Consider the following 25,110-nt stretch of genomic DNA (forward strand, 5'->3'; position numbering starts at 1 on the left):
TGTTCCACTAATAATTCATTCAATGTTCCAAGCTTGCGGATGGTTCTGGACGTAGATTTTCCGTTGCCATCTATAAAGGACTGCTTGATGTAAAAAGATTCAGCATTCTTTGATTTTGATGTATTTACCTTCATAAGTTATTACCTCCCTCCCCCTATTATACCATAAAAGAGCTAAAAAGCCTATATATAAAAACATAAAATTTGACAAAAAAATATAAGCCAGTAGCGGCTTAGCGGTGTTTTTTTAGATTGGGGGTGTCAAACTCCCGGGTTAATGCGAGTCATTTTGTTGACAAAACGGTATTTTCGTTTTATAATTCACTCAGCTAAAATATAAACATCAGAAGGCAGGCTGAACTTATACACGTCAACAGTAGAAACAGATGAATCTGTTTGAGGAGGAGAATTATGATGAATACTAAGAGTGAAACTAAGACAGCAACGAAGACGGCAGAGACGAAAGCTGTAGAGACGAAAACAGCGGAAGTCAAGACGGCAGAAAAGAAACCGGCGAAAGCAACTCCGTCAGAGGCTAAGAAGGCACCGGCAGCAAAACCGGCGGCTGAGAAGAAAGCGGCTGCACCAAAGAAGGCTGCTCCGGCTAAGAAGGAAGCTGCGCCGAAGGCTGCACCTGAGAAAAAGGAAGCTGCGCCAAAGAAAGCTGTTGCTAAGAAGCCTGCAGCTGTGAAGGAAGTAAAGTCTTCCGTAGTGATCGAGTTTGCTGGAAAGCAGATCGTTGCAAAAGATGTTCTGGAAGCTGCAAAGAAGGCTTATGAGTCCATGAACAAGGGCGCTGTCATCGAGACAATCGAGATTTATGTGAAGCCGGAAGAGCATGCTGCTTACTACGTTGTAAACGGCGAAGGTTCTGATCAGTATAAGGTTATGTTATAATTGAATACATAGAACACGATACGGTGCTGTAAAAGGAATGGACGCGTTTTTGCGGAGGATGTTCTTTTTACAGCACTATTTTTCTGCCGGCAGCGAGTCAGATGGCGTACTTGCGGGCGGCCTGCGACGTTTTTAGACTTTGTGCTTCAGACTGTAGTAACCGTCCCTGGATGATATAACACGACGGTACAGTCTGATGAGCATCAGAGTACAGGATACGGTAAAGAATATTTCCAGCGCGCTGCTGACGATTCCGGCCAGACACAAGAGCATGGCCGACAGCACAGTGATGATGTTCAGACAGATGAAGTAGGGACGGTATACTTCCCGGTTCATGCAGTAGAGCTTCCACACGATCAGGTAGAGACAGGCCAGCAGCAGCACGGAGGCGCTGAAGGCGAAGATCACGTGGAGAAATGCCCGAAAGGGCCTGTTTTCGGGAAGATAGGGCGTGGTGACCGCGAAGGCCAGCAGGATCAGTGCGCTGACGCTCGTAACCGTCTCCTTCCGGTTGCGTGGGAGGTGATGAATAATTTTTCTCAGCACATAGTAAAAATAGATGCCCACGATGATTCCCCATAAGAGAAAGGCATTCTTGCGGTTAGCCAGACTGCCCAGTACGGAGAAGTTCAGCCTGAATAAATCGGTTCCCCAGGCAAAAAGAAACGTGTAAACGGGAATAATAAAGTAAGCGGTGATGTTTAATATCATGTCGTACCTCGCAGGTTCATTAGTTGAAGAATCGTTTTAACGTCTCCTATATATTTTTATCATATAGTTCGAAAATATTTATAAACAAAGTGTGTAATTTGTCGAAAAAATTGGAAAAATAAAGGAAAATTATTCCGGAACATTGACGGAAAAGGCCTAATCTGGTAATCTGATGGAAAGAATTTTTGAGAAAAACGAGGAATTGTGATGATAGAACTGCCGGAGGCATTTAAAAAAAAGATGAAGGGCCTTCTTGAAACGGAATATGAGGCGTTTCTGGAAAGCTATGAAAAGGAGCGGGTGCAGGGACTGCGGCTGAATCCCGGAAAGGCGGAGGCGAAGGAATTTTTAGCGAAGACCTCGTTTCACTTAACGAAGATTCCGTGGGCGAGGGAAGGTTATTACTACGATTCGCAGGAGCGGCCGGGAAAGCATCCGTACCATGAAGCGGGGCTGTATTACATTCAGGAGCCCAGCGCTATGGCAGTGGTGGAACTTTTGGAGCCGAAGCCGGGAGACTGTGTGCTGGACCTCTGCGCGGCGCCGGGAGGCAAGACGACTCAGATCGCCGGACACCTGCTGGGAGAAGGCTTTTTGCTGAGCAATGAGATCCATCCGGCGAGGGCGAAGATCCTTTCGCAGAACGTGGAACGCATGGGAATCCGGAATGCGGTGGTGGCCAATGAGACGCCGGAACGGCTGGCAGAGCGCTTCCCGGAGTTTTTCGATAAAATAGTGGTGGACGCTCCATGCTCCGGCGAAGGCATGTTCCGTAAGGACGAGGAAGCCCGCAGCCAGTGGAGTCCAGATCATGTGGTCATGTGCGCAGCGAGGCAGCGCCAGATTCTGGATCATGCGGCGCAGATGCTGAAGGCCGGGGGACGCATGGTCTATTCCACCTGCACCTTTTCTCCGGAGGAGGACGAGCAGACTATCGAGACATTTCTTTCGGACCATCCGGAATTTGAGATCGAGGATATGGGAACCAGGGAAGGCCTTTCACCGGGGAGGCCGGAATGGGGAAACCTGTCCATGGAAACACTACGGAAAACTTACCGGATATGGCCCCATATATCGGAGGGGGAAGGCCACTATCTGGCCGTGCTTCGCAAGATGGGGAAGGATGAAGGGACGTGGAAACGAAAGGTTCCGAAGTATTTGAAAGACAAGGCCGTGTGGAAGGAGTATGAAGGCTTCTGCAGGGAATTGTTTACGGAACCGGAGCGATACCTGGACAGGGAAGAGTATATCCTGTTCGGGGACCAGCTGTATCTGCTTCCGCCTCAGATGATCGATCTGGCCGGCCTAAAGGTGGTGCGTCCCGGCCTTCATATGGGAACGATGAAGAAGAACCGCTTTGAGCCATCCCACGCCCTGGCGCTCTCCATGAAGGAAGAGGAGGCGGTGCGCCGTTTCTCCATGAAGGCGGATGGGATGGAGGCTGTCTGTTATCTGAAGGGGGAAACGCTGAGGATCGGGGAAGCAAAAAACTGTGATTTAAACGGACAGAAGGGCTGGGTCCTGATGACCGTGGACGGCTGGTCCCTGGGATTTTCCAAACTGGCCGGTGGAATCTTAAAAAATCATTATCCGAAGGGACTGCGCTGGATGGGAGGGACGGTATTCGTCTACTGACCGAAGAGCCGGCGCATATCCTCTGGAAGAGGGGCCTCGAAATGAAGGGGCTCCTTTTTGATGGGATGAATAAAATCCAGCTGCCACGAATGGAGGGCCTGCCTGCCGATCAGGCGGTAGTCGGGATTGTAGAGAAAATCGCCGGGCAGCGGATGGCCGATATGCTTCATGTGAACCCGGATCTGATGGGTACGTCCCGTCTCCAGACGTAGCTCCACTAAGGAACAGTCGGTGTCACGATTGTAATACAGCGTGCGGTAATGGGTTCTGGCAGAATCCCCGCGTTCAAAGTCCACACAGCGCTCGATGGTGGAATCGCAGGTCCTGGCGATGGGGGCGTCGATCACGCCTTCCGGGGGAACCAGACCGGAGGCCGCAGCCAGATAACATCTGCGTATGGCATGGGTTCGAACCATATCGGACAGCATGCAGGCGCTGAGTGCGTGTCTCGCCAGTATCAGCAGGCCGGTGGTATCGCGGTCTAAGCGGTTAATGGCCCGGTACGTAGCGGCCTCTCCCTTCTCCCCCAGATACCAGGCGATTCCATTAGCCAGCGTATTATCGTGATTTCCCTGGGACGGATGGATGGGGACGCCGGCGGCTTTATTGACGACGAGAAGGTCACGGTCCTCGTACCGGATGTCCAAATCCATGGGAACGGAAACAATATTTTCTGAACCGTGTTCTTCGGGCAGTGTGACGGCGAGGGAGTCGCCCTCGTTCAGCCGGTACGTCGTATAGACCGGGATTCCATTCTTTAAAATGGATTGCTCCGTATGGCGCAGCCGGCGGATCAGAGCCGCGGAATAACCGTATGACAGCAGAAACTGTTCTACGGTCTTTTGCATGTCCTGTTGTTGAATGAGGTATGTCATAGTCGTTTTCATGGGGTAAATTTTATCATGACTGGGTGAGATTGACAAGAAATTTTAAACATGTATAATTGTTTTATGGAAAAGAAGAAAGGACAGACGATTATGATGAACGAAGAGCTTTATGAGGCACTGGAACAGGAATTAGAGAAGAATCATGTAGAGGAAGATGTAGAGGATGTGCTCCTCGATCTGGCGGAAAATATAGCAGAACGCGGAATTATGGATAAAGAAGTCGTCTTTAAGCAATCCTATGGAAGGACGGAGGTTCACGGCTGCGGAGTCTGCTCGGAGGAAGACGGAGAGACCAGCGTGCTGATCAAATGGATCCGTGTAGGGAAAAAGGAGTTTGAGATCGACGATTATTTCCTCTAGAGACAGGCCGTATCAGCTGCACGGAGATGAAATGGAGGAAAGAATCAAATGACTGGAATCAGACAGCAGTATACAGTAAAAGACCTGGGAATCGACCTGCTCTGCGATATCGCAGGCGCGTTCCTTTTTAATATCGGTATCTATAATTTCGCAGTGAACGCGGAGTTCGCCCCTGTCGGCGTCTCTGGTATCGCCCTTATTCTGCGCTACTTATTCGGACTTCCCATGGGTATCGTGAGCATCCTGCTCAACATACCAATCCTGCTTGTCAGCTATAAGCTGCTGGGAAGACGGTTCCTGCTCCGCTCCATGAAGAGTATGGTGATCTTCGCCTTTGTGCTGGACTATGTGATGCCCATCATTCCTTTCTATGACGGAAACCCGTTCTATGCATCGATCTGTACCGGTATCTTTTCGGGGCTGGGGCTTACGATTGTTTACCTGCGGGGCGGTTCCACAGGCGGCACGGACTTCCTGGTCATGGCTATCAGGAAGCTGTTTCCCCACCTGACGATCGGCCAGATCTCTCTGGTGGTGGATGCCGTAGTCATCACGGCCGGCGGCTTCGTGTTCCGTAATCTGGACGCGGTAATCCTGGGTATGATCTCCTCCATCGTGACTACCATGGTCATCGACAAGATCATGTACGGTCTCGGCGCCGGAAAGCTGATGCTTATCGTTACGTCGTGCGAGGCGGCGGTGGCAGCCGCCATCGAGGAGGCCACAGGGCGGGGCTGTACGTTTTTGGAAGGACAGGGCTCCTACTCCCTGGATGAGAAGAAGGTCGTCATGTGTGCATGCAATAACAGCCAGGTAATTCCCATCAGACGCGAGGTCCATGAGATCGATAAGGGCGCGTTTATTATTATTACGGATTCGAATGAGGTATTTGGAGAGGGATTTAAGCCAATCGAGATGATATGACAGTAAGAGCGGGAAGTATTCGTATTCCCGCTCAATTCTTTGTATTCTTATCATCTTCCTTTAAGGCGGAATGAGAGAGATGTTTTTGCTTGCTGGCGGCGTGATCGACGATGGAGTCCTTCTTTAAGAAGCTGGCCCGCTTGATGATGTCGGTGCCGAACTTGCTGCGGATCTGGTCAACCGCCTTTTCCATCTCCTTCATCTTCTTGGACTGCTCCGATTCGAACAGGCTGATCTGGCTGAATTCGTCGTCGGATATCTTCGTTGCGCGCACTCCGATCAAACGGAGCGGCGTGCGGTCCCAGAACTCCTTCAGCAGACGGCAGGCGTTCTCGTAAAGTACTGTGGTGGAGTCCGTGGGACTGTTAAGCGTCGTCTGATGGGATTGTACGTGAAAGTCCCAGTCCTTGATTTCCACACAGACACAGTCACAGATCACGTGATCTGCGCGGAGCCGGGCTCCTACAGTCTCACAGAGAGACAGGAGAACGGTGAACGCCGTATCGAGGTCATCCACATCGCGGGACAGCGTGGTGCTGTTGCCGTAGCCTTTGTTAATAGGCTCGCGTTCCGCCACGGGGGAAGGATCGATGCCGCAGGCATAGTCGTGAATCTGTATGGCGTACTTTTCGCCCAGAATGGGTTTTAACAGTTCCACATTGATGGCGGCCAGCTGGCCGATGGTGTGGATTCCGATTCCCTCCAGTTTATTCTGGGCGGAACGGCCCACGAAAAACAGTTCCCGGATGGGAAGCGGCCACATCTTTTCCGGGATCTCATCGAGAAAGAGCGTGTGGCACATGTCGGGTTTCCTGAAATCCGAGGCCATCTTGGCCAGAAGCTTATTGGGGGCAATCCCGATATTCACGGTAAAACCCAGCTCCCGGCAGATGCGTTCACGGATCTGATTGGCCGTGGTCCACGGATCTCCGAAAAGATGGATGGTGGAGCTCATGTCTAAAAATGCTTCGTCGATGCTGAATTTTTCGATATCAGGGGTGTAGTCGGATAAGAGGTTCATCAGGAGCGTGGAATAATGAATATAGACATCGAACCGCGAGGGGACGACACACAGACTCGGGCACTTTCGCAGCGCCTGGACCAGCGGTTCCCCGGTGGTTACCCCATACTTTTTTGCCGGTGTGGACTTGGCCAGCACGATGCCGTGGCGGGAAGCGGCATCCCCGCCTACCGCGGAAGGAATCGTGCGGAGATCCAGCGCCTCCGGGTCCTCCGTCAGACGGCAGACTGACTCCCAGCTTAAAAATGCGGAATTAACATCAATATGAAAGACAAGCGGACTCTGTTCCATAAGATTCCCTCCCTGAGTAAATGAAGAAATGATCTGCTTCTATTATATCGAATATATGTTCGCAAGTAAAGAGGAAACTTAAAGGCCAGACCTCTTAACCGGAATAAATGAAAAATAGAAGGAATAGGATAAAATAAAATCATACAGGGTGGTATGAGGATGAAGCAGGTCATACTATTTATTCTGTGCCTTGTGCTGTGCACGGGAATATGCGGGAGGGTTACGGCGCAGGCGGAGACGGACGGGCAGGAACAACAAAATCAGAAGGATGAACTGGGGCTGTATGCGCAGTCGGCTGTTCTGATGGATGCGAAAACAGGCAGAATCCTGTATGGGAAAAATGCGGGAGTGGCCCGTCCCATGGCGAGTACGACGAAGATCATGACCTGCATCATAGCCCTGGAGTATGGAAATCTCTCCGACACTGTGACGGCATCCCAGAATGCAGCGGCCCAGCCGAAAGTTCATTTGGGCGTGTATAAGGGGCAGACCTTCCGGCTGGAGGATTTACTCTACAGCCTGATGCTGGAATCCCACAACGACGCGGCTGTGATGATTGCGGAGCATGTGGGAGGAAGCGTGGAGGGCTTTGCGGCCCTGATGAATCAGAAAGCCAGGGATTTAGGATGCGGCGACACGTATTTTATTACACCCAACGGGCTGGACGCCAGCAAGGAGGAGAACGGCCAGATGAAGGAGCATTCCACAACAGCTGCGGATCTGGCCCGCATCATGAATTACTGCATCGGTACGTCGCCGAAAAAGGATGATTTTCTGAAGATTACGGGGACACAGAGCTATTATTTCACGGATCAGGAGGGGAAACGGTCCTACGGCTGCCAGAACCACAATGCGCTGCTGACCATGATGAGCGGCGTATTCTCTGGCAAGACCGGATTTACGGGAGGAGCGGGCTACTCCTATGTGGGGGCGTTAGAGGACGGAGAGCGGGAGTTTACCATCGCGCTCCTGGGCTGTGGATGGCCGCCTCATAAGACGTATAAATGGTCGGATGCCAGGAAGCTGTTCGGGTATGGAAAGGAACACTATCAGTACCGGGAGGTCTTCCAGGAAAAGACATTTCCTGAAATTCCGGTGGAAAATGGAGTCCCCATTTCTGGAAACCTGGGCGATCCGGTGGTGGTTCACGCCGATTTAAATCTGAAGGATGAGGAGAAGAGCTTAAAGCTTCTCATGGCAGAGGACGAGGAAGTGACCGTATCCGAGGAGCTTCCGGACCGCTTAAAGGCGCCGCTTAGGAAGGGGCAGACCGTGGGAACGGTGACGTACCGCCTGCAGGGAGAGACCGTAAAGACATTTCCTGTCTATCTCACTGAGGAGGTGGAGAAAATCACCTTCCGGTGGTGCATCGACCGTGTGATCCAGCTCTTCCGGTCACCATTTTCATTTGTAAATGACATTGCGGAATGAACAGCAACAAATGAACTGCCGGGGCGTGATAGCCTAAGCAGGGGCTTTTAGGAATGGGGCGTTTGTGATATACTATGAGCATTGAGATAGAATGAACGAAAGAAAGAGGCGTACAGAATGGAAGAGAATTTAAACGGAACGGCTAAACATTACACAGGCAGAATCCATCTGGAGGGGCTGCCCAATACGAGAGATCTTGGCGGCATACGTACCATGGATGGAAAGCAGATTGTACCGGCACGGCTGATTCGGAGCGGAGCGCTCTATGAGGCTACGCCGGCGGACATAACGCGTCTGACAGGGGAGTGCCGTCTGGGGACGGTGGTGGATTTCAGAACCTCCGTGGAGAGAAGCCAGAAGCCGGACCCGGAGATAGATGGCGTCATCAACATTTTCAATCCGATTCTGAATGAGGAGACGGTGGGGATCACCTTTGAGGACGAGGAGGAGGGAAAGCCGAAGCAGGATGCCATAATCGGAATGCTGGAACACGCCTCTTCCCTGGGCGGGAATCCGGAGCTCTATGTGGATAAGCTGTATGAGAATCTCGTCATGGATGAACATGCGGCGGCGTATTACAGCCGCTTTTTCGATATCCTTCTGGAGGCAGACGACCGCGCGGTGCTTTGGCACTGTACCGCCGGAAAGGACCGGGTGGGTGTGGGAACAGCCCTTCTGCTGTCCGCCCTATCCGTAGACCGGGATACGATTATCCGGGATTTTCTCCGGACGAATGATTACGTGATGGAAAATGCGGTGAAGACCGCAGACATGGTGCGGGAAAAGACGAAGGACGTGAGGCTTGCAGAGTGTGTGAAGGTGCTTTTGACGGTATCGGAGGATTATATCCGCCATGCATTTTCCGCCATGGAAACCGCCTGCGGTTCCGTGGATGCCTATCTGAATGAACGGATTGGCATAAATGAGCGGAAGCAGGCGGAACTGAAACGGAAGTTTCTTATTTCATAAGAAAACGGATTTTATAAGAAAGCGGAAGCCGCCGCCGTGTGCGTTACCGGCTGCGCATTCAGAATCAGGACATCTCCGTCGCGGACGTGGGTCTGGCCCGTCGGAACGAGGGAACGGCCGGCCCTGCGTATGAGAAAGATCAGGGTGTCTGCGGGAAGCGTAAGCTCCGACAGCTGTTTGTTCACCCATGGATGGTATCGGCCGATCCGGACTTCGCGGAGCTTCATGCCGCTTTTGTCTGCATAGGCCGGACTGTTCAGGATGATGGTGTCCTCCGCCGTGATGTACGTGCTTCCGTTGGGAATCAGCGTCTTCCCATCCCGCAGCACCATGACGGCCAGCATATCCTCCGGAATGGAGATATCCTGGAAGGTATGTCCGATCCAGGGATGTCCCTCGGGGAGACGGACCTCGGTCAGATGGATGGACTGGTCTTCCTGATAGTCGTTAAAGGTCTTGAAGATATCGTCGGTGGAACCGATTACTTCCAGCTTCTTCGCCATCCATGGAAGCAGAGAGCCCTGAATGGCGACAGACAGGAGGCAGACGCAGAACACGATATGAAAGATGTCGTATTCCATGGCGGCCGGACTCAGGACCGTGGTGATGGCAAAAACGATGGAGGCGGCTCCCCGCAGGCCCGCCCAGGAGATCAGCAGCTGCTGGCGGAAGGGAACTTTAAAGGGCCGCAGTATGATGTAGACGGCCGCAGGCCGCGCGATCAGAAGCATGAAGGCCATAATGCAGACGGAAGGGACCAGTACGGGAATGATCCTGGAAGGAAAACACAGGAGTCCCAGCAGGAAAAACAGAATAATCTGCATCATTCCGGTGATGCCGTCAAAAAAGTGGACGAGTTCCACTTTTCCTTTTATCTGGCTGTTGCCCAGGATAATGCCGGCGATATAGACGCTTAAGAAGCCATTGCCGGAGACTGAGGCCGGCAGACCGTAGGTTAAGACTGCAAGGGCCATGGTGAGAATCGGAAGCATTTCCCCGGAAAAAAGCTGTTTGGAGTTTAAAAGCTTCGATCCCGCCAGGCCGGCTGCCACGCCGAACAGGATTCCGTACAGCACCTGCGCCGAGAAGACGAGGGCGACGGAGCCGGCGGAAGAGTGGCCCGCCATCATGCCCAGTACGATTGTAGTCAGCATATAGGCGACAGGATCGTTGCTTCCGCTCTCCACCTCGAGGATGGATGCCATGCCGTCTACAAGGTTAAGCTTTTTCATGCGGAGAATGGAAAATACGCTGGCGGCATCCGTGGATCCGAGTACGGAGCCGATTAAAAGTCCTTCCAGCAGAGAAGTCTTCAGAATAAAATGGCAGAAAAGGCCGGTTAAGAGTGCGGTAAGTATGACGCCGGCGCTGGAAAGCAGCACGGCTTTTTTTGCCACAGGCCTGGCGGCCTCCCAGTTGGTACAGAATCCTCCATAAAACATGATGAAAATCAGGGCGACGGAACAGATGCTCTCCGCGAGCCCATAGTTGGAAAAGGGAATCCGGAAGATTCCGTCTGTCCCGAACATCATGCCCAGAATGATGAAGAGGAGAAGGGAGGGGACGCCGATGCGGGTTGACAGGCTCCCTGCAAAGATGCACAGGATGCAGATAAATGCAGCCATAATTAAATATAACTCCATGTGTTCGCTCCTTTCTGAGTATAAAATTTCATTATAAAGTATAACAGGAGGACGGTGAAAAAAGTAAAACGGAGAGGAATTGAAACGAAATCTTAACGGCGGGGGTTTTAAGAAACCGGGGATTATGCTATACTGGGAGGCGGTGTTATTTACCGATGAAAGGAAGACAGATCTGTATGAATATGAAGAAAATAATAACCGTGCTGGCGGGAAATACGCTCTACGCCCTGGCCGTGTCCCTCTTTATCCTTCCAAACGGCCTCATCACCGGCGGGACGACGGGGCTTGCATTGGTGGCCCAGTATAAGTTCGGAATTCCCATCGCGGCGTTCGTCGGCGTTTTTAATGTGGTAATGTTCGTGGCGGGCGCGGCGGTTCTTGGCAAAGCGTTCGCATTTACGACGATCATCAGTACCTTTTACTATCCGTTTATACTCGGCGTTTTTGAAGGACTGTTCGGTTCCTCTCCCATCACCGGGGATACGATGCTGGCGACCGTCTTTGCCGGACTCTTGATCGGCGCGGGAATCGGCATGGTGATCCGTGCGGGGGCATCAACCGGAGGCATGGATATACCGCCGCTGATTCTCAATAAGAAGTTCCGCCTTCCGGTCTCCATGACGATGTCGGTGTTCGACTGCCTGATCCTGCTTACCCAAATGGTGTTTGCGGGCAAGGAGAAGATCCTGTACGGAATTCTGCTGGTGCTTCTCTATACCATGGTGCTGGATAAGGTGCTGATGATCGGACAGAACCAGATGCAGGTCAAGATCATCAGCGAGCAGTGTGAGATCATCAGCGAGGCGATCCAGAACCGAATGGACCGGGGAACGACGCTGCTCCTGATCGAGGGAGGCCATTTGAGAAAGGCATCCTATGCGGTGCTTACGGTCGTATCGGGCCGGGAACTGTCGAAGCTGAACGAACTCGTCATGGGGCTGGACTCCAATGCATTTATGATTATTAACCAGGTCAGTGAGGTGCGCGGACGTGGATTTACCCTTCACAAGGAGTATAAATAAGGGAAGAATCTTACAGAAAACTGACTAACATTTACAGTTTTGGAAACTCTATTGACTTCCGCTTCTGCGTGGTATATACTTTGCCCGAAGCGCAGAAAGGAAGTGTGCACTTATGGTGAGAAGAGGAAAGATTCTGGCCGTTCTGCTGGCTGTCATCACAGTGCTGGCGGCGGGCGGCTGTTCAGGGAAAAGCGCGTCTCAGGCAGTGGGAACCGCAGAGACGGCAGCGGCGAAAGACACGGAGACGACAGCGGCGATAGCCACAGAGGCTGCGAAGGATGAGGCGGCGCCGTTTCGCGCAGAGATAGAAAAAGAGGAAGAGACGACTCCGGAAGATATGGAGAAAGAAGCCCGGGCGGCAGCTGGTCCGGGAGCAGAGGACGGCAGCGCGGCAGAATCAGAGGCAGGAAATAAGGATATCGAGGCATTTGCGGAGCTGGTCCAGGAAGCGGTAGCGGACAGGGACATGGTGGCTCTGGCGGATCTGGCCGCGTTCCCCTTAAATCTGGAGACCGCTGATGGAGAGAAGATGACTTTTGCAGACAGAAGCGAGTTCTTAAAACAGAATCCGGATCTGATCTTCGGGGACGATTTGATGGTGGCGATCGCAGGAGTTGACACGGCGACACTGGAAGCGAACGCGGATGGCGTGACCATGGGAGAGGAAAATCCCCATATCCGCTATAAAAAGACAGAGGATGGTACATTTCGCATAATGGACATCCGGGAATGACGTGTGCAATAGTTACAAATTATACAACGAAAACTTGTGTATTTCGCTGGAAGTTAAGAAAGATTGTGAAAAAATGCTGACAAGTTATTAGGACTGCATGATATGGATTATGAAAATTCCATAGAATGCAGTTCTTTTTTTTCCAAAAAAACCTTGAAATTTGTCATAATTAATTATACAATTATAATCGGCAGAAATTGGTGTTATTCTACGGATCTTTGTTAATTACTTAACAGAGCCCGTACAAATATTACAAAATGGAGGATTGCAAAATGAGTAATTCAGCACAGACATCAGCAAGCAACAGAATCAATGCTTTGCTTGATGAGAACAGTTTTGTTGAAGTCGGCGCCTATATCACGGCCAGAAACACAGACTTCAACATGACATCAAGGGAAACCCCTGCTGACGGTGTTGTTACCGGTTACGGTACCATCGAAGGATGCCTTGTGTATGTGTACAGCCAGGACGCATCCGTACTGGGTGGTTCCATCGGCGAAATGCATGCAAAAAAAATCGTTAATCTTTATGCGGCGGCCATGAAGACGGGCGCTCCGGTCATTGGCCTGATCGACTGCGCAGGCTTAAGACTTCAGGAAGCTACTGACGCCCTGGACGGATTTGGCCAGCTTTATTTAAGCCAGACCATGGCTTCCGGTGTGATTCCGCAGATCAGCGCAGTGTTTGGAACCTGCGGCGGCGGTATGGCGGTTTCCACAGCTATGGCTGATTTCACATTTGTGGAGAGCAAGAACGGAAAGTTATTTGTGAATTCCCCGAACGCACTGGCTGGCAACTATACCGGCAAATGCGACACGGCATCCGCTGATTTCCAGAGTAAGGAAACAGGACTGGCAGATTTTACAGGCGATGAGGCGGAGATTTTAAGCGGTATCAGAACCCTGGTTACCATCCTCCCGGCCAATAACGAAGATGACATGTCCTACGACGAGTGTAACGACGATTTAAACCGTGTGTGCTCCGACCTTGCAAACTATGTGGGAGACACGGCCATCGCGCTGACACAGATTTCTGATGATAATTTCTTCATGGAAGTGAAGAAGGATTACGCTCCTTCCATGGTAACCGGATTCATCCGTATGAACGGAACGACGGTGGGCGCTGTTGCCAACCGCACGGAATCCTATGATGAGAGCGGCTTGAAGACTGCCGAGTACGATGCGGTTTTAACCTCTCAGGGCTGCTTAAAGGCTGCGGAATTCGTGGAGTTCTGCGATGCATTTAATATCCCGGTGCTTACTCTTGTCAATGTAAAGGGATATAAAGCCAGCAAATGCACAGAGAGAAAGATCGCCAAAGCGGCGGCTAAGCTGACGTATGCATTTGCCAATGCGACAGTTCCGAAGGTAACGGTTGTCATCGGACAGGCGTTCGGAACCGCTTATTTAACGATGAACAGCAAGTCAATCGGCGCCGATATGGTTTACGCATGGCCGGACGCTTCCATCGGCATGATGGATGCGAAGGAAGCAGCGAAGATTATGTATGCGGATGAGATCGGCAAGGCAGACGACAGCGTTTCCTTAATCAATGAGAAGGCGGAAGGCTATCAGACTTTACAGTCCAGTGCACTGGCCGCTGCAAAGAGAGGCTATGTTGATGATATCATCGATGCAAGCGAGACGAGAGCCCGCGTGATTGCTGCATTTGAGATGTTATTCACGAAGAGAGAGGATCGTCCGGATAAAAAACATGGCACGGTCTAGAATGAGGTGACAGGTATATGAAACTGAATATGAAACGAGTAGCATTAGGACTTTGCATGGCAGCCTGTCTCTTTTCATTATCTGCTTGCAGCAAGGCTGACACCGCTTCCTCAGAGGTCGATGTCAACATTCAGGCTCAGTTAAGCCAGATGGCTTCCGGATATTTAAGCTCTTACGTGAACATTCCGGATGATCAGCTGGACGAGGTGAGAAGCCAGACTGCAAAACAGAGCGAAGCTCTTGCCGAGGGTGTGGACTCCTGGAAGAACGTCAAGCATGACCTTGGCGCCATGATTTCCGTAGAGGACACGGCTGAGGTAGAAGAGATTGACAGCGGCTACAGCGCAACGGTTCATGCGGTTTTTGAGAAGAGAGAGATGGACTTCGGTATCACGACCGACAGGGAAGGTGCGATCACCAGCGTTTCCTTCGTTCCGGAGTACACGTTAGGCGAAAACATGGAACAGGCCGCCCTGAATATGGCCATGGGTATGGGAACCGTATTTATTGTCCTGATCTTTATCAGCTTCCTCATCGGCTGCTTCAAATACATCAACCGTTTTGAAGAGAAGATGAAGAACAAGGGAAAGAAAGAAGATCCGGAACCATTAGCGGCAGCAGAACCGGCACCGGCAGCAGTTTACCAGGCAGCGGAAGAGAACCTGGCCGATGATCTGGAACTGGTAGCAGTCATTACAGCTGCGATTGCAGCATCTACAGGAACGAGCCCAAGCGGTCTTGTCGTACGCTCCATCAGACGTGCACCGGCAGGGAAATGGAAAAAAGCATAATAATCAGGAGGATTATCATCATGAAGAATTATACAATTACAGTTAATGGTAATGTTTATGACGTAACCGTAGAAGAAGGAACCGGAAGCGCAGCACCAGCAGCGGCACCAAAGGCAGCGCCGGCGGCAGCACCGAAGGCTGCTCCTGCAGCACCGAAGGCAGCGGCACCGGCCGGAGCAGCCGGATCCGTAAAGGTAGCGGCTCCAATGCCAGGCAAGATTTTAGGCGTGAAGGCAAATCCTGGACAGGCAGTGAAGAAGGGCGACGTAATCGTTATTCTTGAAGCCATGAAGATGGAAAATGAAATCGTAGCTCCTCAGGATGGAACAATTGCAAGCATTAATGTAGCAACCGGCGATTCCGTAGAAGCAGGCGCAACACTGGCTACATTAAACTAAGGCAGAGCTTCCGCCAGATAGAGGCGGATTCCATATGGAGGGATTAACATGGATATATTTAGCACATTGAACAATCTTCTTCATCAAACAGCATTCTTTAATATGACAGGCGGCAATCTGCTCATGATCCTGGTTGCATTCGTATTCTTGTATCTTGCGATCAGACATGGATTTGAACCGTTACTGCTGATTCCTATTTCATTTGGAATGCTGCTTGTTAATATCTACCCGGATATTATGAAGGAAATTGGTGCAGATGGTTCCGGCGGCGGACTTCTGCAGTACTTCTTTAAACTGGACGAATGGAGCATCCTGCCTCCGCTTATCTTCATGGGCGTCGGCGCGATGACGGATTTCGCTCCGTTAATTGCCAATCCGAAGAGCTTCTTACTCGGTGCGGCTGCACAGTTTGGTATCTACAGCGCCTATTTCCTGGCTATCCTCTTAGGATTCAACGGAAAAGCGGCGGCTGCTATCTCCATTATCGGTGGTGCTGACGGCCCTACTTCCATCTTCCTTGCGAGCAAGCTGGGACAGACGGCTTTAATGGGACCGATCGCCGTGGCGGCTTACTCCTACATGGCCCTCGTTCCGATCATCCAGCCACCGGTTATGAAACTGCTTACTACCGAGAAGGAACGTAAGATCAAGATGGAGCAGTTACGTCCTGTATCCAAGCTTGAGAGAATCTTATTCCCAATCATTGTAACCGTTGTTGTTTGTATGATCCTCCCGACCACAGCACCACTCGTTGGTATGCTGATGTTAGGCAACTTATTCAGAGAGAGCGGCGTTGTGAAGCAGCTGGCAGAGACAGCGAGCAACGCATTGATGTACATCGTAGTTATCCTGCTGGGAACTTCCGTGGGAGCAACCACGAGTGCAGAAGCATTCTTGAACTTGAACACCTTAAAGATCGTATTCCTCGGTCTGGTAGCATTCATCGTTGGTACGGCAGCCGGTGTGCTGTTCGGAAAGCTGATGTGCGCACTGACTCATGGAAAAGTTAATCCGCTGATCGGTTCTGCCGGTGTATCTGCAGTTCCCATGGCGGCGCGTGTATCCCAGAAGGTCGGTTCTGAGGCAGATCCTACCAACTTCCTGCTGATGCATGCGATGGGACCGAACGTAGCAGGCGTTATCGGTACCGCGGTTGCGGCCGGTACCTTCATGGCTATCTTCGGAGTGAAATAATAAAGATTATTAGGAGGTAAGATAATGGCAGAAATAGAGAAAAAGCCGGTTAAGATTGTAGAGACTGTCCTTCGTGACGCTCACCAGTCTTTGCTTGCTACGAGAATGACAACCGAGCAGATGCTTCCGATTGTCGATAAGATGGACAAAGTCGGCTATTACGCTGTGGAATGCTGGGGCGGAGCCACATTTGATGCATCCCTTCGTTTCTTAAAGGAAGATCCGTGGATCAGACTGAGAAAATTAAGAGACGGCTTCAAGAACACGAAACTGCAGATGCTGTTCCGTGGACAGAATATTTTAGGCTACAATCACTATGCAGACGACGTGGTAGAGTACTTCGTTCAGAAGTCTTTATCAAACGGTATTGATATTATCCGTATTTTCGACTGTTTAAATGATATCCGCAACTTACAGACAGCGGTAAAAGCATGCAACAAGGAGAAGGGCCACGCACAGGTTGCGCTCTGCTATACTCTGGGCGATGCTTATACGCTGGATTACTGGAAAGATATAGCCAAGAGAATCGAGGACATGGGCGCCGATTCCATCTGCATCAAGGATATGGCAGGTCTTCTGACCCCTTATCAGGCGGACGAGCTGGTACGCGCGTTAAAGGAATCCACCGCGCTTCCGATCGATCTTCATACCCACTATACCTCAGGTGTCGCTTCCATGACCTACTTAAAGGCAGTAGAAGCAGGCTGCGATATCATCGATACCGCGATGTCACCTCTGGCACTGGGAACCAGCCAGCCGGCTACCGAGGTTATGGTTGAGACCTTCCGCGGAACACCGTATGACACAGGCTTTGATCAGAACTTACTGGCTGAGATCGCCGACCACTTCCAGCCGATCCGTGAGGAGGCTCTTAAGAGCGGCCGTTTAAATCCGAAGGTTCTGGGTGTCAATATCAAGACTTTACAGTATCAGGTACCTGGCGGTATGCTTTCCAACCTGGTAAGCCAGCTGAAGGAAGCAGGCCAGGAAGACAAGTACAGACAGGTTCTGGAGGAAGTTCCGAGAGTAAGAAAAGATTTCGGCGAGCCGCCGCTTGTTACCCCGTCTTCTCAGATCGTGGGTACTCAGGCCGTTTTAAATGTCATCAGCGGCGAGCGTTACAAGATGGTAACAAAAGAGTCCAAGAAGATCCTTATGGGCGAGTTCGGCCAGACGGTAAAACCGTTCAATGCGGAAGTTCAGAAGAAGATCATCGGAGACGAGACACCGATCACCTGCCGTCCGGCAGACTTGATCGCTCCGCAGCTTCCTCAGTTCGAGAAAGAGTGTGCGCAGTGGAAGCAGCAGGATGAAGATGTACTGTCCTATGCGCTGTTCCCGGCTGTAGCGAAGGAATTCTTCGAGTACAGAGCGGCTCAGCAGACCGGTGTGGATTCGGCTGTGGCGGATAAGGGGAGCAAGGCTTATCCGGTATAAAGTAAAATAGAAAAGGATTGTGTTTTTAATCGTTCTGATTAAGAACACAATCCTTTTTATATATGTCCGGGATTTTAGCTGGCTGTAACATCCCAAGAGTTTGAAGATTTTCTTACAAATACTGCCAATTGTGTGAACTTTTCGTGTTGAGGTTGACACATGGCAGTATTTGTCATTATAATAAATTGAATGCTAAATTTACATAAATTAGTATAATTGGAAAAATACTGAGGACATGTTGGGAGAGACAGATGAGGAGATATAAAAAAGCTCGTAAGATGGCGGCTTTACTGGCCAGTGTCCTGGTGATTGATTCCCTTGTGGGAACCGTTTCACCGCACATAGAGAGTATGGCATACATGGAAAGGTCGGCGACGGTTAACGCTTCTTCGCTGAATGTGAGGAGCGGTCCTGGTACGACCTATTCTATCGTTACGAAGCTGACCAGCGGGGCGGCAGTAACGGTTATAGATGAGAAGACGGCCTCAGACGGCGCGTTATGGTATCAGATCCGGGTTAAGGGCTCAGGAGGAACTGAGACGACCGGATACGTTTCAAAGAGTTATTTAAAATTCCCGGTTTCCTACACGAGTGACGCCGATTTCGAGGCGTATTTAAACTCGGAGAGATTCCCGGAGAGCTATAAGGTGAGGCTGCGTGAGCTTCATGCACAGTACCCGAAGTGGGTATTCCGGGCTCAGCATACGAACCTGGACTGGAACACGGCGGTTAAAGAGGAGAGTCAGGTGGGACGCAACCTGGTTCACACAAACAGCATGTCTTCCTGGAAATCCATCGCGGATGGCGCATTTAACTGGGACAGCAGTACATGGCCCGGCTTCGACGGAAGCTCCTGGGTGGCTGCATCCGAGGATATTGTAAAGTATTACATGGATCCGAGAAATTTTCTGGATGAGACGAATGTTTTTCAGTTCCTTACCCATACATACGACAGCAACAGCCATACGGTGGAAGGACTTCAGACCATGGTAAAGGGCTCCTTTCTGGCCGGTACCGCGGCAGACGGCGGGAGCTCGTCTCCGGGAGGCAGCAGCAGCCCGGGAGGAGGCAGCAGCAGTCCGGGCGGCGGTGATTCTTCCTCGTATGGTCCCGGCGTTTCCGGCGGAGGGCCGGGGGTTAATCTTCCTAGTACCGGAGGTGCTTCTTCTGGTTCAGGTGGATCTTCTTCTGGTTCCAGCGGCTCCGGTACGATCGAGAGCGCCGCTCCCAGCAAGGGCAGTACGCCGGGAGTCAGCCAGGAATCGCCTCACGCTTCCATCATGCCGAACACGCCGCGCGTGCTCATGGAATACGGCCCGGGCGTCAGCCTGAACGGCCCTTCGGCAGATAACAACGGCAGCAGCGGGTCTGTGACACCGAGCGGCAGTACCAACTATGTGGATATTATTATGAACGCAGGAACCCAGTCAGGAGTCAATCCTTATGTTCTGGCTGCCATGATTATCCAGGAACAGAGTTCAAGCGGAACCGGAGGAAGCATTACCGGAACAGAAGCAGGCTATGAAGGCTATTATAATTTCTTTAATATAGAGGCTTATCAGTCAGGCAGTATGTCTGCCGTACAGAGAGGGCTCTGGTGGGCATCTCAGTCGGGCAGCTATGAAAGACCATGGAATTCCCCTGAAAAATCAATTTTGGGCGGAGCTCTTTATTATGGTAATAATTACGTAAAAGTTGGACAGGATACATTTTATCTGAAGAAATTCAACGTACAGGGGAATAATCTCTATAAGCACCAGTATATGACGAATATACAGGGCGCGGCTTCGGAGGGGGCGGTCTATGCGAAGGCATATAACGACGAGATGAAGCAGACTGCGCTGGAGTTTAAGATACCGGTCTATAATAACATGCCGGATAACGCGTGCAGCCAGCCGACTACAGACGGCAATCCGAATAACAAGCTGTCGAATTTAAGCGTGGATGGATTTGTTATGACGCCAACCTACAACAGAGATACTCTGGAGTACAACTTAATTGTCGATCCTTCCGTTTCCAGTATTACGGTCAATGCCAGTGCCATCGATGGAAAGGCAACCGTGAACGGTTCCGGAACAATCCAGCTGCAGAGCGGCGCCAATGATGTGCGGATCGCCGTAACGGCCCAGAACGGCAGTGTCAGAGAGTACGTGGTTCATGTGGTGCGTCAGGATAACGGACCGACGTATTCCTCCTCTGTCGGAGGAAGCACCGGCGGAAGCAGCGGTTCATCGGCAGGCCCGGGCGGCGGAGAAGTCGGCCCTGGCGTAAGCGGCGGACCGGGCGTATCGGATCCGTCTTCCGGCGGCAGTGCGGGAACACCAGGCGGAAGCAATATCTCAATCGCTCCGGATGGTTCTAACTAAACGTAAGTAAGGAGATTTCTATGAAAATAAAACTGAAACGACTGATGGCCGGCCTTATGCTGGTCTGCATGCTGGCAGTTATGGGACCATTCGGACAGATGGTCTCCTGGGCTGCCAATACAAGAATTGCATTTTCCGACCCATCGGTCATGGTGGGCAACGAAGTGACGGTAACGATGAAGATCACCAGCGATTCTGCGCTGGGCAAGGCGGACGTCATGTTGGCCTACGATTCGGCCGCACTGGAATTCCTAAGCGGAAACGGTGCGAATGGGGGAGCCGGAGCGTTGAAGCTTCAGGACACCACGGACGCTGCCGATCAGAAATCCTTCAGCTTTACCTTGAAGTTTAAGGCTCTGAAGGCGGGAAACACACAGATTTCCGTGACGTCCCAGGAGATTTACGATGCGGATTCCCAGATCGTAACTGTGGATAAGCAGGGCGGTTCCACTGTCAAGGTGACTTCTCCGGCCTCCTCCTCCAAGGATGCTGCGCTTAAGTCTCTGAAGATATCACCAGGCGAGCTGACTCCGGAATTTTCACCGGAGGTGGAAAACTATACGGCTTCCGTGGATGGCAGCACCGCAGACCTAGTCGTGAACGCAGTAGCGGCTAATGCAGGCGCCAGCGTGAAGCTTCAGGGAGACAAGGGCTTAAAGGCCGGAGAAAATCAGGTCGTGGTCAACGTCACGGCCGAGGATGGCCAGACCGTTAAGAACTATACAATCGTAGTGACGAAAGCGGAAGGCGGTGAGACGACACCGGGCGGAAGCAGCGGAGCGGACGTATCCGCAGAATTTGGTGATGCTGCTGTGACGGTGAACGGTACGGAATATAAGGTGGCGGCTTCCTTCGATGAGTCGGCACTGCCGGAAGGCTTTGAAGCGAGCACCTATGATTATAAGGGAACGGAAGTTATGGCTGGAAAGGGTCTCGAAAAAGATCTGACTCTTCTGTATCTCCAGGATGCGGGCGGAAACGGCGGCTTCTACATCTATAATGCAGAAGCAGATTCCTGGTCACAGTTCGTCTCTGTGGAGACAAGCTCCAAGGCGATTGTTATCGTGCCGCTTGATGCGGGTATAACGGTTCCGGAAGGTTTTGAGGAACGTCAGATCGATATCGACGGAATCCGTGTAACCGGCTGGGTACCGAAGTCTGAAGGCGATCCGCAGTACTGTCTGTTCTATGCGATGAACTGGAATGGAGAGAAGAACTTCTACCGATATGATTTAACGGAAAAGACGATCCAGCGGTATTATGCTTCCGGCGTTTCCATGGATTCCTATAACAAGATGAAAGAGGATTACAACAGCCTCGTCCGCGATTATAACCTGCAGCGGTATATCTTAATTGGTGTGGGCGTGCTGGCATTTATTCTTCTGATCGTGATTATCGTCCTTTTAAAACGGGGCGGCAATGGTTCTGACGGAGGTTTCCGGGAAGAACGGCGCGGCAGAGATGAGGAGCCGGAGGGCTTCTTCACAGAACCGGAGAGCCAGGCAGGCCGTGTGCGCCGCTACAGCCGTGATGAGTTTGAAGGGGACAGGGAAGTGCCTGTGAAAGCACAGGAAGAACCGGAAGATGATGATTTTGAGATGGAAGACAGCCTCGATGACATGGAGAAGAAGCTGTCGGCCCATCTGGCGGAAGAGGCAGAACGGGACACAGCCGGACCGCAGAGAACCGCAAGAGAACAGACACCGGGCCGGCCACAGCCGAATGCAGCAGCGCGTGTGCCGCAGGAGCCAGGACAGGCTGTTAGACCACAGCAGGAGAGCCATGCTGGCAGACCGCAGGCAAACGCTGCACAGGCGGGAAGAGCGCCGCAGGCTAATGCAGGGCAGGCAGGAAGAGCGCCGCAGGCGAATGCAGGACAGACAGGCAGACCGCAGGCCAATGCAGGACAGACAGGCAGACCGCAGGCCAATGCAGGACAGACAGGCAGACTGCAGGCCAATGCAGCGCAGGCAGGAAGGCCGCAGCCGAATGCAGGAGAGGAAGGCAGACCGCAGCAGAATGCATCTAAGACAGGCGGACTACAGTCTAACCCGGGACAGGCAGGAAGGACGCAGCCAAACGCCTCCCATGCGGGCAGACCGCAGCCGTCCACACCGGATCCGGCAGTGCGGTATCCGGAGATGGAAGACGAAGATGATTTTGAATTCATGGATCTTGACGATTAAGTAAGATAACAAATGACGGACAGGACTGCTTCTGGAAAAAGAAGCAGTCCTGTTGCTGTTCTTTCGGTTCTTTTTAAAGAATGTCCGATGTAAATATATTACATATTGAAAAAACAATTCTTGTGTGCTATTATGTGTATAACAGATATAACGAAAGATGGTGAGAATATGATATTGCAAATCGATTTTAACAGTGATGAGGCAATTTATATCCAGCTTCGGAATCAGATCATTATTGGAATTGCCACGGAGACGATAAAGGAAGGGGATCCCCTGCCCTCCGTGCGCCAGATGGCTGACAATATAGGAATTAATATGCACACGGTGAATAAGGCGTACTCTGTCTTAAAGCAGGAGGGCTTTGTTAAGCTGGACCGCCGCAAGGGGGCGGTCGTGGCCCTGGACGTGGATAAGATGCGCGTCCTCGATGAGATGAGGAGAGATTTAAGCGTCGTGCTGGCTCGCGGGATCTGCAAGAATGTTACCTGTGACGAGGTGCACCAGCTTGTGGATGAGATTTTCATGCTGTTTTCCAGAGGTCAGAAGGAGGAATAGCTGCTGCTGTCTGCTTCCTGCCAGGGGCTGCCGCCGTCTGGTCCGGCTCTGCCGGTTGCCTCCCGGCTCCCAGTTTCGGTTTCGGGCATAAGCAGTTCTAAACGTGCAGGATTTTTCTAAAAACCAGTGAAAATGCCCAAACTCGCTGCGCTCAGACAGGTGGGCATTTCCCCTGAACGAAAAATTCTGCGCGTTAAGAACTGCTAATACCCTGCAAAGTCACAGGGAGCCGGGAGGCAACCGGCAGAGCCGGACCAGACGGCGGCAGCCCCTGGCAGGGAGCAGACAGCAAGGAATAGCCAGAAGAATGGAGGTTACTTATGTTATGTGAGAGATGCGGAATTCGCGAAGCGAATATCCAGTATACAGAGGTAATAAATGGCGTGAAAAAGGAACACCATTTCTGTGCCCAATGTGCAAAAGAGATGGATTTTGGACCGTATTCCGCTATTTTTGACGGAGAATTTCCGCTGGGCAAGCTGCTGTCGGGACTCCTGGGAATCGAGGATATCAGCCGGGTGCCGGATAAGCTGCACCAGGTGGTCTGTCCGACCTGCAAGACCAGCTACGATGAGTTTATCAAGAACAGCCAGTTCGGATGTGCCGACTGCTACAGTGTGTTCGGCCCCCTGATGGAAGAGAGCTTAAAGCAGCTGCAGGGGAGCACCGCACATACGGGGAAACGGCCGAAATATCAGAAGATTTCCTATAAAACGCCGGATTTGAAAGGCAGTGGGGACGAGACGGCGGGAGATACCGTTTATGAACATGAAGAGGAGATCATGGAGCTGGATGCGAAGTTAAAAGAAGCGCTGCAGTTTGAAGACTATGAGACCGCGGCGGTATGCCGTGACAAGATCAGGGAATTAAAGAAAGGACATGAGACGAATGCTTAGATGGTTTGAAAAGACGGACGAAAAACGGCCGGGTGTCATCAGCAGCCGCATTCGTCTGGTGCGAAACTGGGAAGAGTATAAGTTCCCTGCCATGCTGGGGACACAGGAGAGCGAGGAGATGGTCCGCAGGCTGGAATTCGGGCTGAAGGATCTCTCGGAGGTGGAAGGCAGGAAATACGAATACGCCATGCTGGAGGAGCTGGAGGAACTGGACCGGGCGGCGCTGCGGGAGCGGAGAATCATAAACCGTGCCGCGGTGGAGAAAAAAGCCCCGGCGGGTATCATACTGTCTGAGGACGAGGATACCAGCATCCTGCTAAACGGCGACGATCATATCCGGCTTCAGCTTCTCTCTTCCGGGCTTCATCTGGAGGAATTATGGGAGCGGGCCGATGCCCTGGATGATTACATCAACGAACGCTTTCCCTATGCGTTTGACGACCGGTATGGCTACCTGACATCTTTTCCGACGAATGTGGGAACCGGGATGAGGGCCTCGGTGGTGGTGCATCTGCCAATGCTGTCCTCGGGGCGGAAGTTTCCGGCTTTGATAGCCGACATGAGTCGGTTTGGGACGGCAGTCCGCGGCGTGTACGGCGAAGGGGAGGAGAATTTTGGCTCCCTCTATGAGATATCGAACCAGAAGACGCTGGGACAGAGTGAAAAGGAGATCGCCGATGTGGTGACGAAGGCGGCCATCCAGCTGACCAACCAGGAGATGACCGTCAGAAAGATGTCCCTCCAGCGGCGGCGCCTGGAACGGGAGGACGAGGTATATAAATCTTACGGTGTGTTAAAATATGCCAGGAGGCTTACGGCCAGAGACGGTATGATATTTTTGTCTCAGGTCATGGCCGGAGCGGCGGACGGGCTGCTTGTGATGAAGGAGCCGTGCTCCATCTACCGTCTCATGCTCGGCCTGCAGCCTGCGAATTTACAGAAGATATCCGACAGGCCGTTAAGCAAGGAAGAACTGGATATTGCGAGGGCGGAATTTATCCGTGGAGAATTGCCGGATTTAGAATAGGAGGAAAGAC

Annotated in this window: 22 protein-coding genes; 18 read left to right on the forward strand and 4 right to left on the reverse strand. The window is 51.7% G+C overall.

Going from position 1 to position 25,110, the window contains the following annotated elements:
* Nucleotides 1–410: 410 nt before the first annotated feature.
* Nucleotides 411–896, forward strand: coding sequence for a DUF6465 family protein (locus tag DFR60_RS26170; protein WP_110325799.1), 486 nt, complete (start codon nucleotides 411–413; stop codon nucleotides 894–896).
* Between the two features lie 132 nt (nucleotides 897–1,028).
* Here the strand turns inward: DFR60_RS26170 and DFR60_RS26175 are convergent, their stop codons facing one another.
* A complete protein-coding gene (locus DFR60_RS26175) occupies nucleotides 1,029–1,607 on the reverse strand; it encodes a hypothetical protein (protein WP_110325801.1) in 579 nt (192 codons plus the stop codon).
* Between the two features lie 207 nt (nucleotides 1,608–1,814).
* Between DFR60_RS26175 and DFR60_RS26180 the strand changes: the two genes are divergently transcribed.
* On the forward strand, nucleotides 1,815–3,242 hold the full coding sequence (locus DFR60_RS26180) for an RsmF rRNA methyltransferase first C-terminal domain-containing protein (RefSeq protein WP_207659577.1): 1,428 nt from the start codon (nucleotides 1,815–1,817) through the stop codon (nucleotides 3,240–3,242).
* On the opposite strand, the gene DFR60_RS26185 is transcribed toward DFR60_RS26180, so the two are convergent.
* Nucleotides 3,236–4,129: an RluA family pseudouridine synthase gene (locus DFR60_RS26185; protein ID WP_110325802.1), complete on the reverse strand. Its 894-nt coding sequence runs from the start codon at nucleotides 4,127–4,129 to the stop codon at nucleotides 3,236–3,238. The two genes, DFR60_RS26180 and DFR60_RS26185, sit on opposite strands and share 7 nt — an antisense overlap.
* A gap of 48 nt (nucleotides 4,130–4,177) precedes the next feature.
* Between DFR60_RS26185 and DFR60_RS26190 the strand changes: the two genes are divergently transcribed.
* Complete coding sequence (locus tag DFR60_RS26190; protein ID WP_243005189.1) at nucleotides 4,178–4,489, forward strand: U-box domain-containing protein 56; 312 nt, start codon at nucleotides 4,178–4,180, stop codon at nucleotides 4,487–4,489.
* Nucleotides 4,490–4,537: 48 nt separating this feature from the next.
* The gene (locus tag DFR60_RS26195) at nucleotides 4,538–5,413 is read left to right on the forward strand and encodes a YitT family protein (RefSeq protein ID WP_110325804.1); all 876 of its coding nucleotides are present in this window, start codon (nucleotides 4,538–4,540) and stop codon (nucleotides 5,411–5,413) included.
* Between the two features lie 31 nt (nucleotides 5,414–5,444).
* On the opposite strand, the gene DFR60_RS26200 is transcribed toward DFR60_RS26195, so the two are convergent.
* Complete coding sequence (locus DFR60_RS26200) at nucleotides 5,445–6,725, reverse strand: DNA polymerase Y family protein (RefSeq protein WP_110325806.1); 1,281 nt, start codon at nucleotides 6,723–6,725, stop codon at nucleotides 5,445–5,447.
* A gap of 159 nt (nucleotides 6,726–6,884) precedes the next feature.
* Here DFR60_RS26200 and DFR60_RS26205 point away from each other — a divergent pair, with 159 nt between their 5' ends.
* A complete protein-coding gene (locus DFR60_RS26205) occupies nucleotides 6,885–8,156 on the forward strand; it encodes a D-alanyl-D-alanine carboxypeptidase family protein (RefSeq protein WP_110325808.1) in 1,272 nt (423 codons plus the stop codon).
* A gap of 117 nt (nucleotides 8,157–8,273) precedes the next feature.
* Complete coding sequence (locus DFR60_RS26210; protein ID WP_110325810.1) at nucleotides 8,274–9,125, forward strand: tyrosine-protein phosphatase; 852 nt, start codon at nucleotides 8,274–8,276, stop codon at nucleotides 9,123–9,125.
* A gap of 11 nt (nucleotides 9,126–9,136) precedes the next feature.
* Here the strand turns inward: DFR60_RS26210 and DFR60_RS26215 are convergent, their stop codons facing one another.
* Complete coding sequence (locus DFR60_RS26215; protein ID WP_110325812.1) at nucleotides 9,137–10,768, reverse strand: potassium/proton antiporter; 1,632 nt, start codon at nucleotides 10,766–10,768, stop codon at nucleotides 9,137–9,139.
* A gap of 176 nt (nucleotides 10,769–10,944) precedes the next feature.
* Between DFR60_RS26215 and DFR60_RS26220 the strand changes: the two genes are divergently transcribed.
* The 12 genes from DFR60_RS26220 (at nucleotide 10,945) to DFR60_RS26275 (ending at nucleotide 25,100) form a co-directional block, all read left to right on the forward strand.
* Nucleotides 10,945–11,790, forward strand: coding sequence for a YitT family protein (locus DFR60_RS26220; protein ID WP_110325955.1), 846 nt, complete (start codon nucleotides 10,945–10,947; stop codon nucleotides 11,788–11,790).
* Between the two features lie 112 nt (nucleotides 11,791–11,902).
* Nucleotides 11,903–12,523 carry a hypothetical protein gene (locus DFR60_RS26225; protein ID WP_110325814.1) on the forward strand — a complete coding sequence of 207 codons (621 nt, stop codon included), beginning with the start codon at nucleotides 11,903–11,905 and terminating at the stop codon, nucleotides 12,521–12,523.
* 272 nt (nucleotides 12,524–12,795) lie between these two features.
* The gene (locus tag DFR60_RS26230) at nucleotides 12,796–14,250 is read left to right on the forward strand and encodes an acyl-CoA carboxylase subunit beta (protein WP_110325816.1); all 1,455 of its coding nucleotides are present in this window, start codon (nucleotides 12,796–12,798) and stop codon (nucleotides 14,248–14,250) included.
* Nucleotides 14,251–14,267: 17 nt separating this feature from the next.
* Nucleotides 14,268–15,041, forward strand: coding sequence for an OadG family protein (locus DFR60_RS26235; RefSeq protein ID WP_110325818.1), 774 nt, complete (start codon nucleotides 14,268–14,270; stop codon nucleotides 15,039–15,041).
* A 20-nt stretch (nucleotides 15,042–15,061) separates the two neighbouring features.
* The gene (locus DFR60_RS26240; RefSeq protein WP_110325820.1) at nucleotides 15,062–15,439 is read left to right on the forward strand and encodes a biotin/lipoyl-containing protein; all 378 of its coding nucleotides are present in this window, start codon (nucleotides 15,062–15,064) and stop codon (nucleotides 15,437–15,439) included.
* 48 nt (nucleotides 15,440–15,487) lie between these two features.
* Nucleotides 15,488–16,633 carry a sodium ion-translocating decarboxylase subunit beta gene (locus DFR60_RS26245; RefSeq protein WP_110325822.1) on the forward strand — a complete coding sequence of 382 codons (1,146 nt, stop codon included), beginning with the start codon at nucleotides 15,488–15,490 and terminating at the stop codon, nucleotides 16,631–16,633.
* Nucleotides 16,634–16,657: 24 nt separating this feature from the next.
* Nucleotides 16,658–18,070 (forward strand): oxaloacetate decarboxylase subunit alpha, encoded by a 1,413-nt coding sequence (locus DFR60_RS26250; RefSeq protein ID WP_110325824.1) that lies wholly within the window; start codon nucleotides 16,658–16,660, stop codon nucleotides 18,068–18,070.
* Nucleotides 18,071–18,321: 251 nt separating this feature from the next.
* Nucleotides 18,322–20,436 (forward strand): SH3 domain-containing protein, encoded by a 2,115-nt coding sequence (locus DFR60_RS26255; protein WP_110325826.1) that lies wholly within the window; start codon nucleotides 18,322–18,324, stop codon nucleotides 20,434–20,436.
* A 20-nt stretch (nucleotides 20,437–20,456) separates the two neighbouring features.
* Complete coding sequence (locus DFR60_RS26260) at nucleotides 20,457–22,622, forward strand: cadherin-like beta sandwich domain-containing protein (protein ID WP_110325828.1); 2,166 nt, start codon at nucleotides 20,457–20,459, stop codon at nucleotides 22,620–22,622.
* 168 nt (nucleotides 22,623–22,790) lie between these two features.
* A complete protein-coding gene (locus DFR60_RS26265; protein WP_038256689.1) occupies nucleotides 22,791–23,177 on the forward strand; it encodes a GntR family transcriptional regulator in 387 nt (128 codons plus the stop codon).
* 320 nt (nucleotides 23,178–23,497) lie between these two features.
* Nucleotides 23,498–24,073: a UvrB/UvrC motif-containing protein gene (locus tag DFR60_RS26270; RefSeq protein WP_110325830.1), complete on the forward strand. Its 576-nt coding sequence runs from the start codon at nucleotides 23,498–23,500 to the stop codon at nucleotides 24,071–24,073.
* A complete protein-coding gene (locus tag DFR60_RS26275) occupies nucleotides 24,066–25,100 on the forward strand; it encodes an ATP--guanido phosphotransferase (RefSeq protein WP_110325831.1) in 1,035 nt (344 codons plus the stop codon). The genes DFR60_RS26270 and DFR60_RS26275 overlap by 8 nt, the downstream gene beginning before the upstream one ends.
* Nucleotides 25,101–25,110 lie beyond the last annotated feature (10 nt).

It is taken from the genome of Hungatella effluvii (assembly GCF_003201875.1).
GTDB lineage: Bacteria > Bacillota > Clostridia > Lachnospirales > Lachnospiraceae > Hungatella > Hungatella effluvii.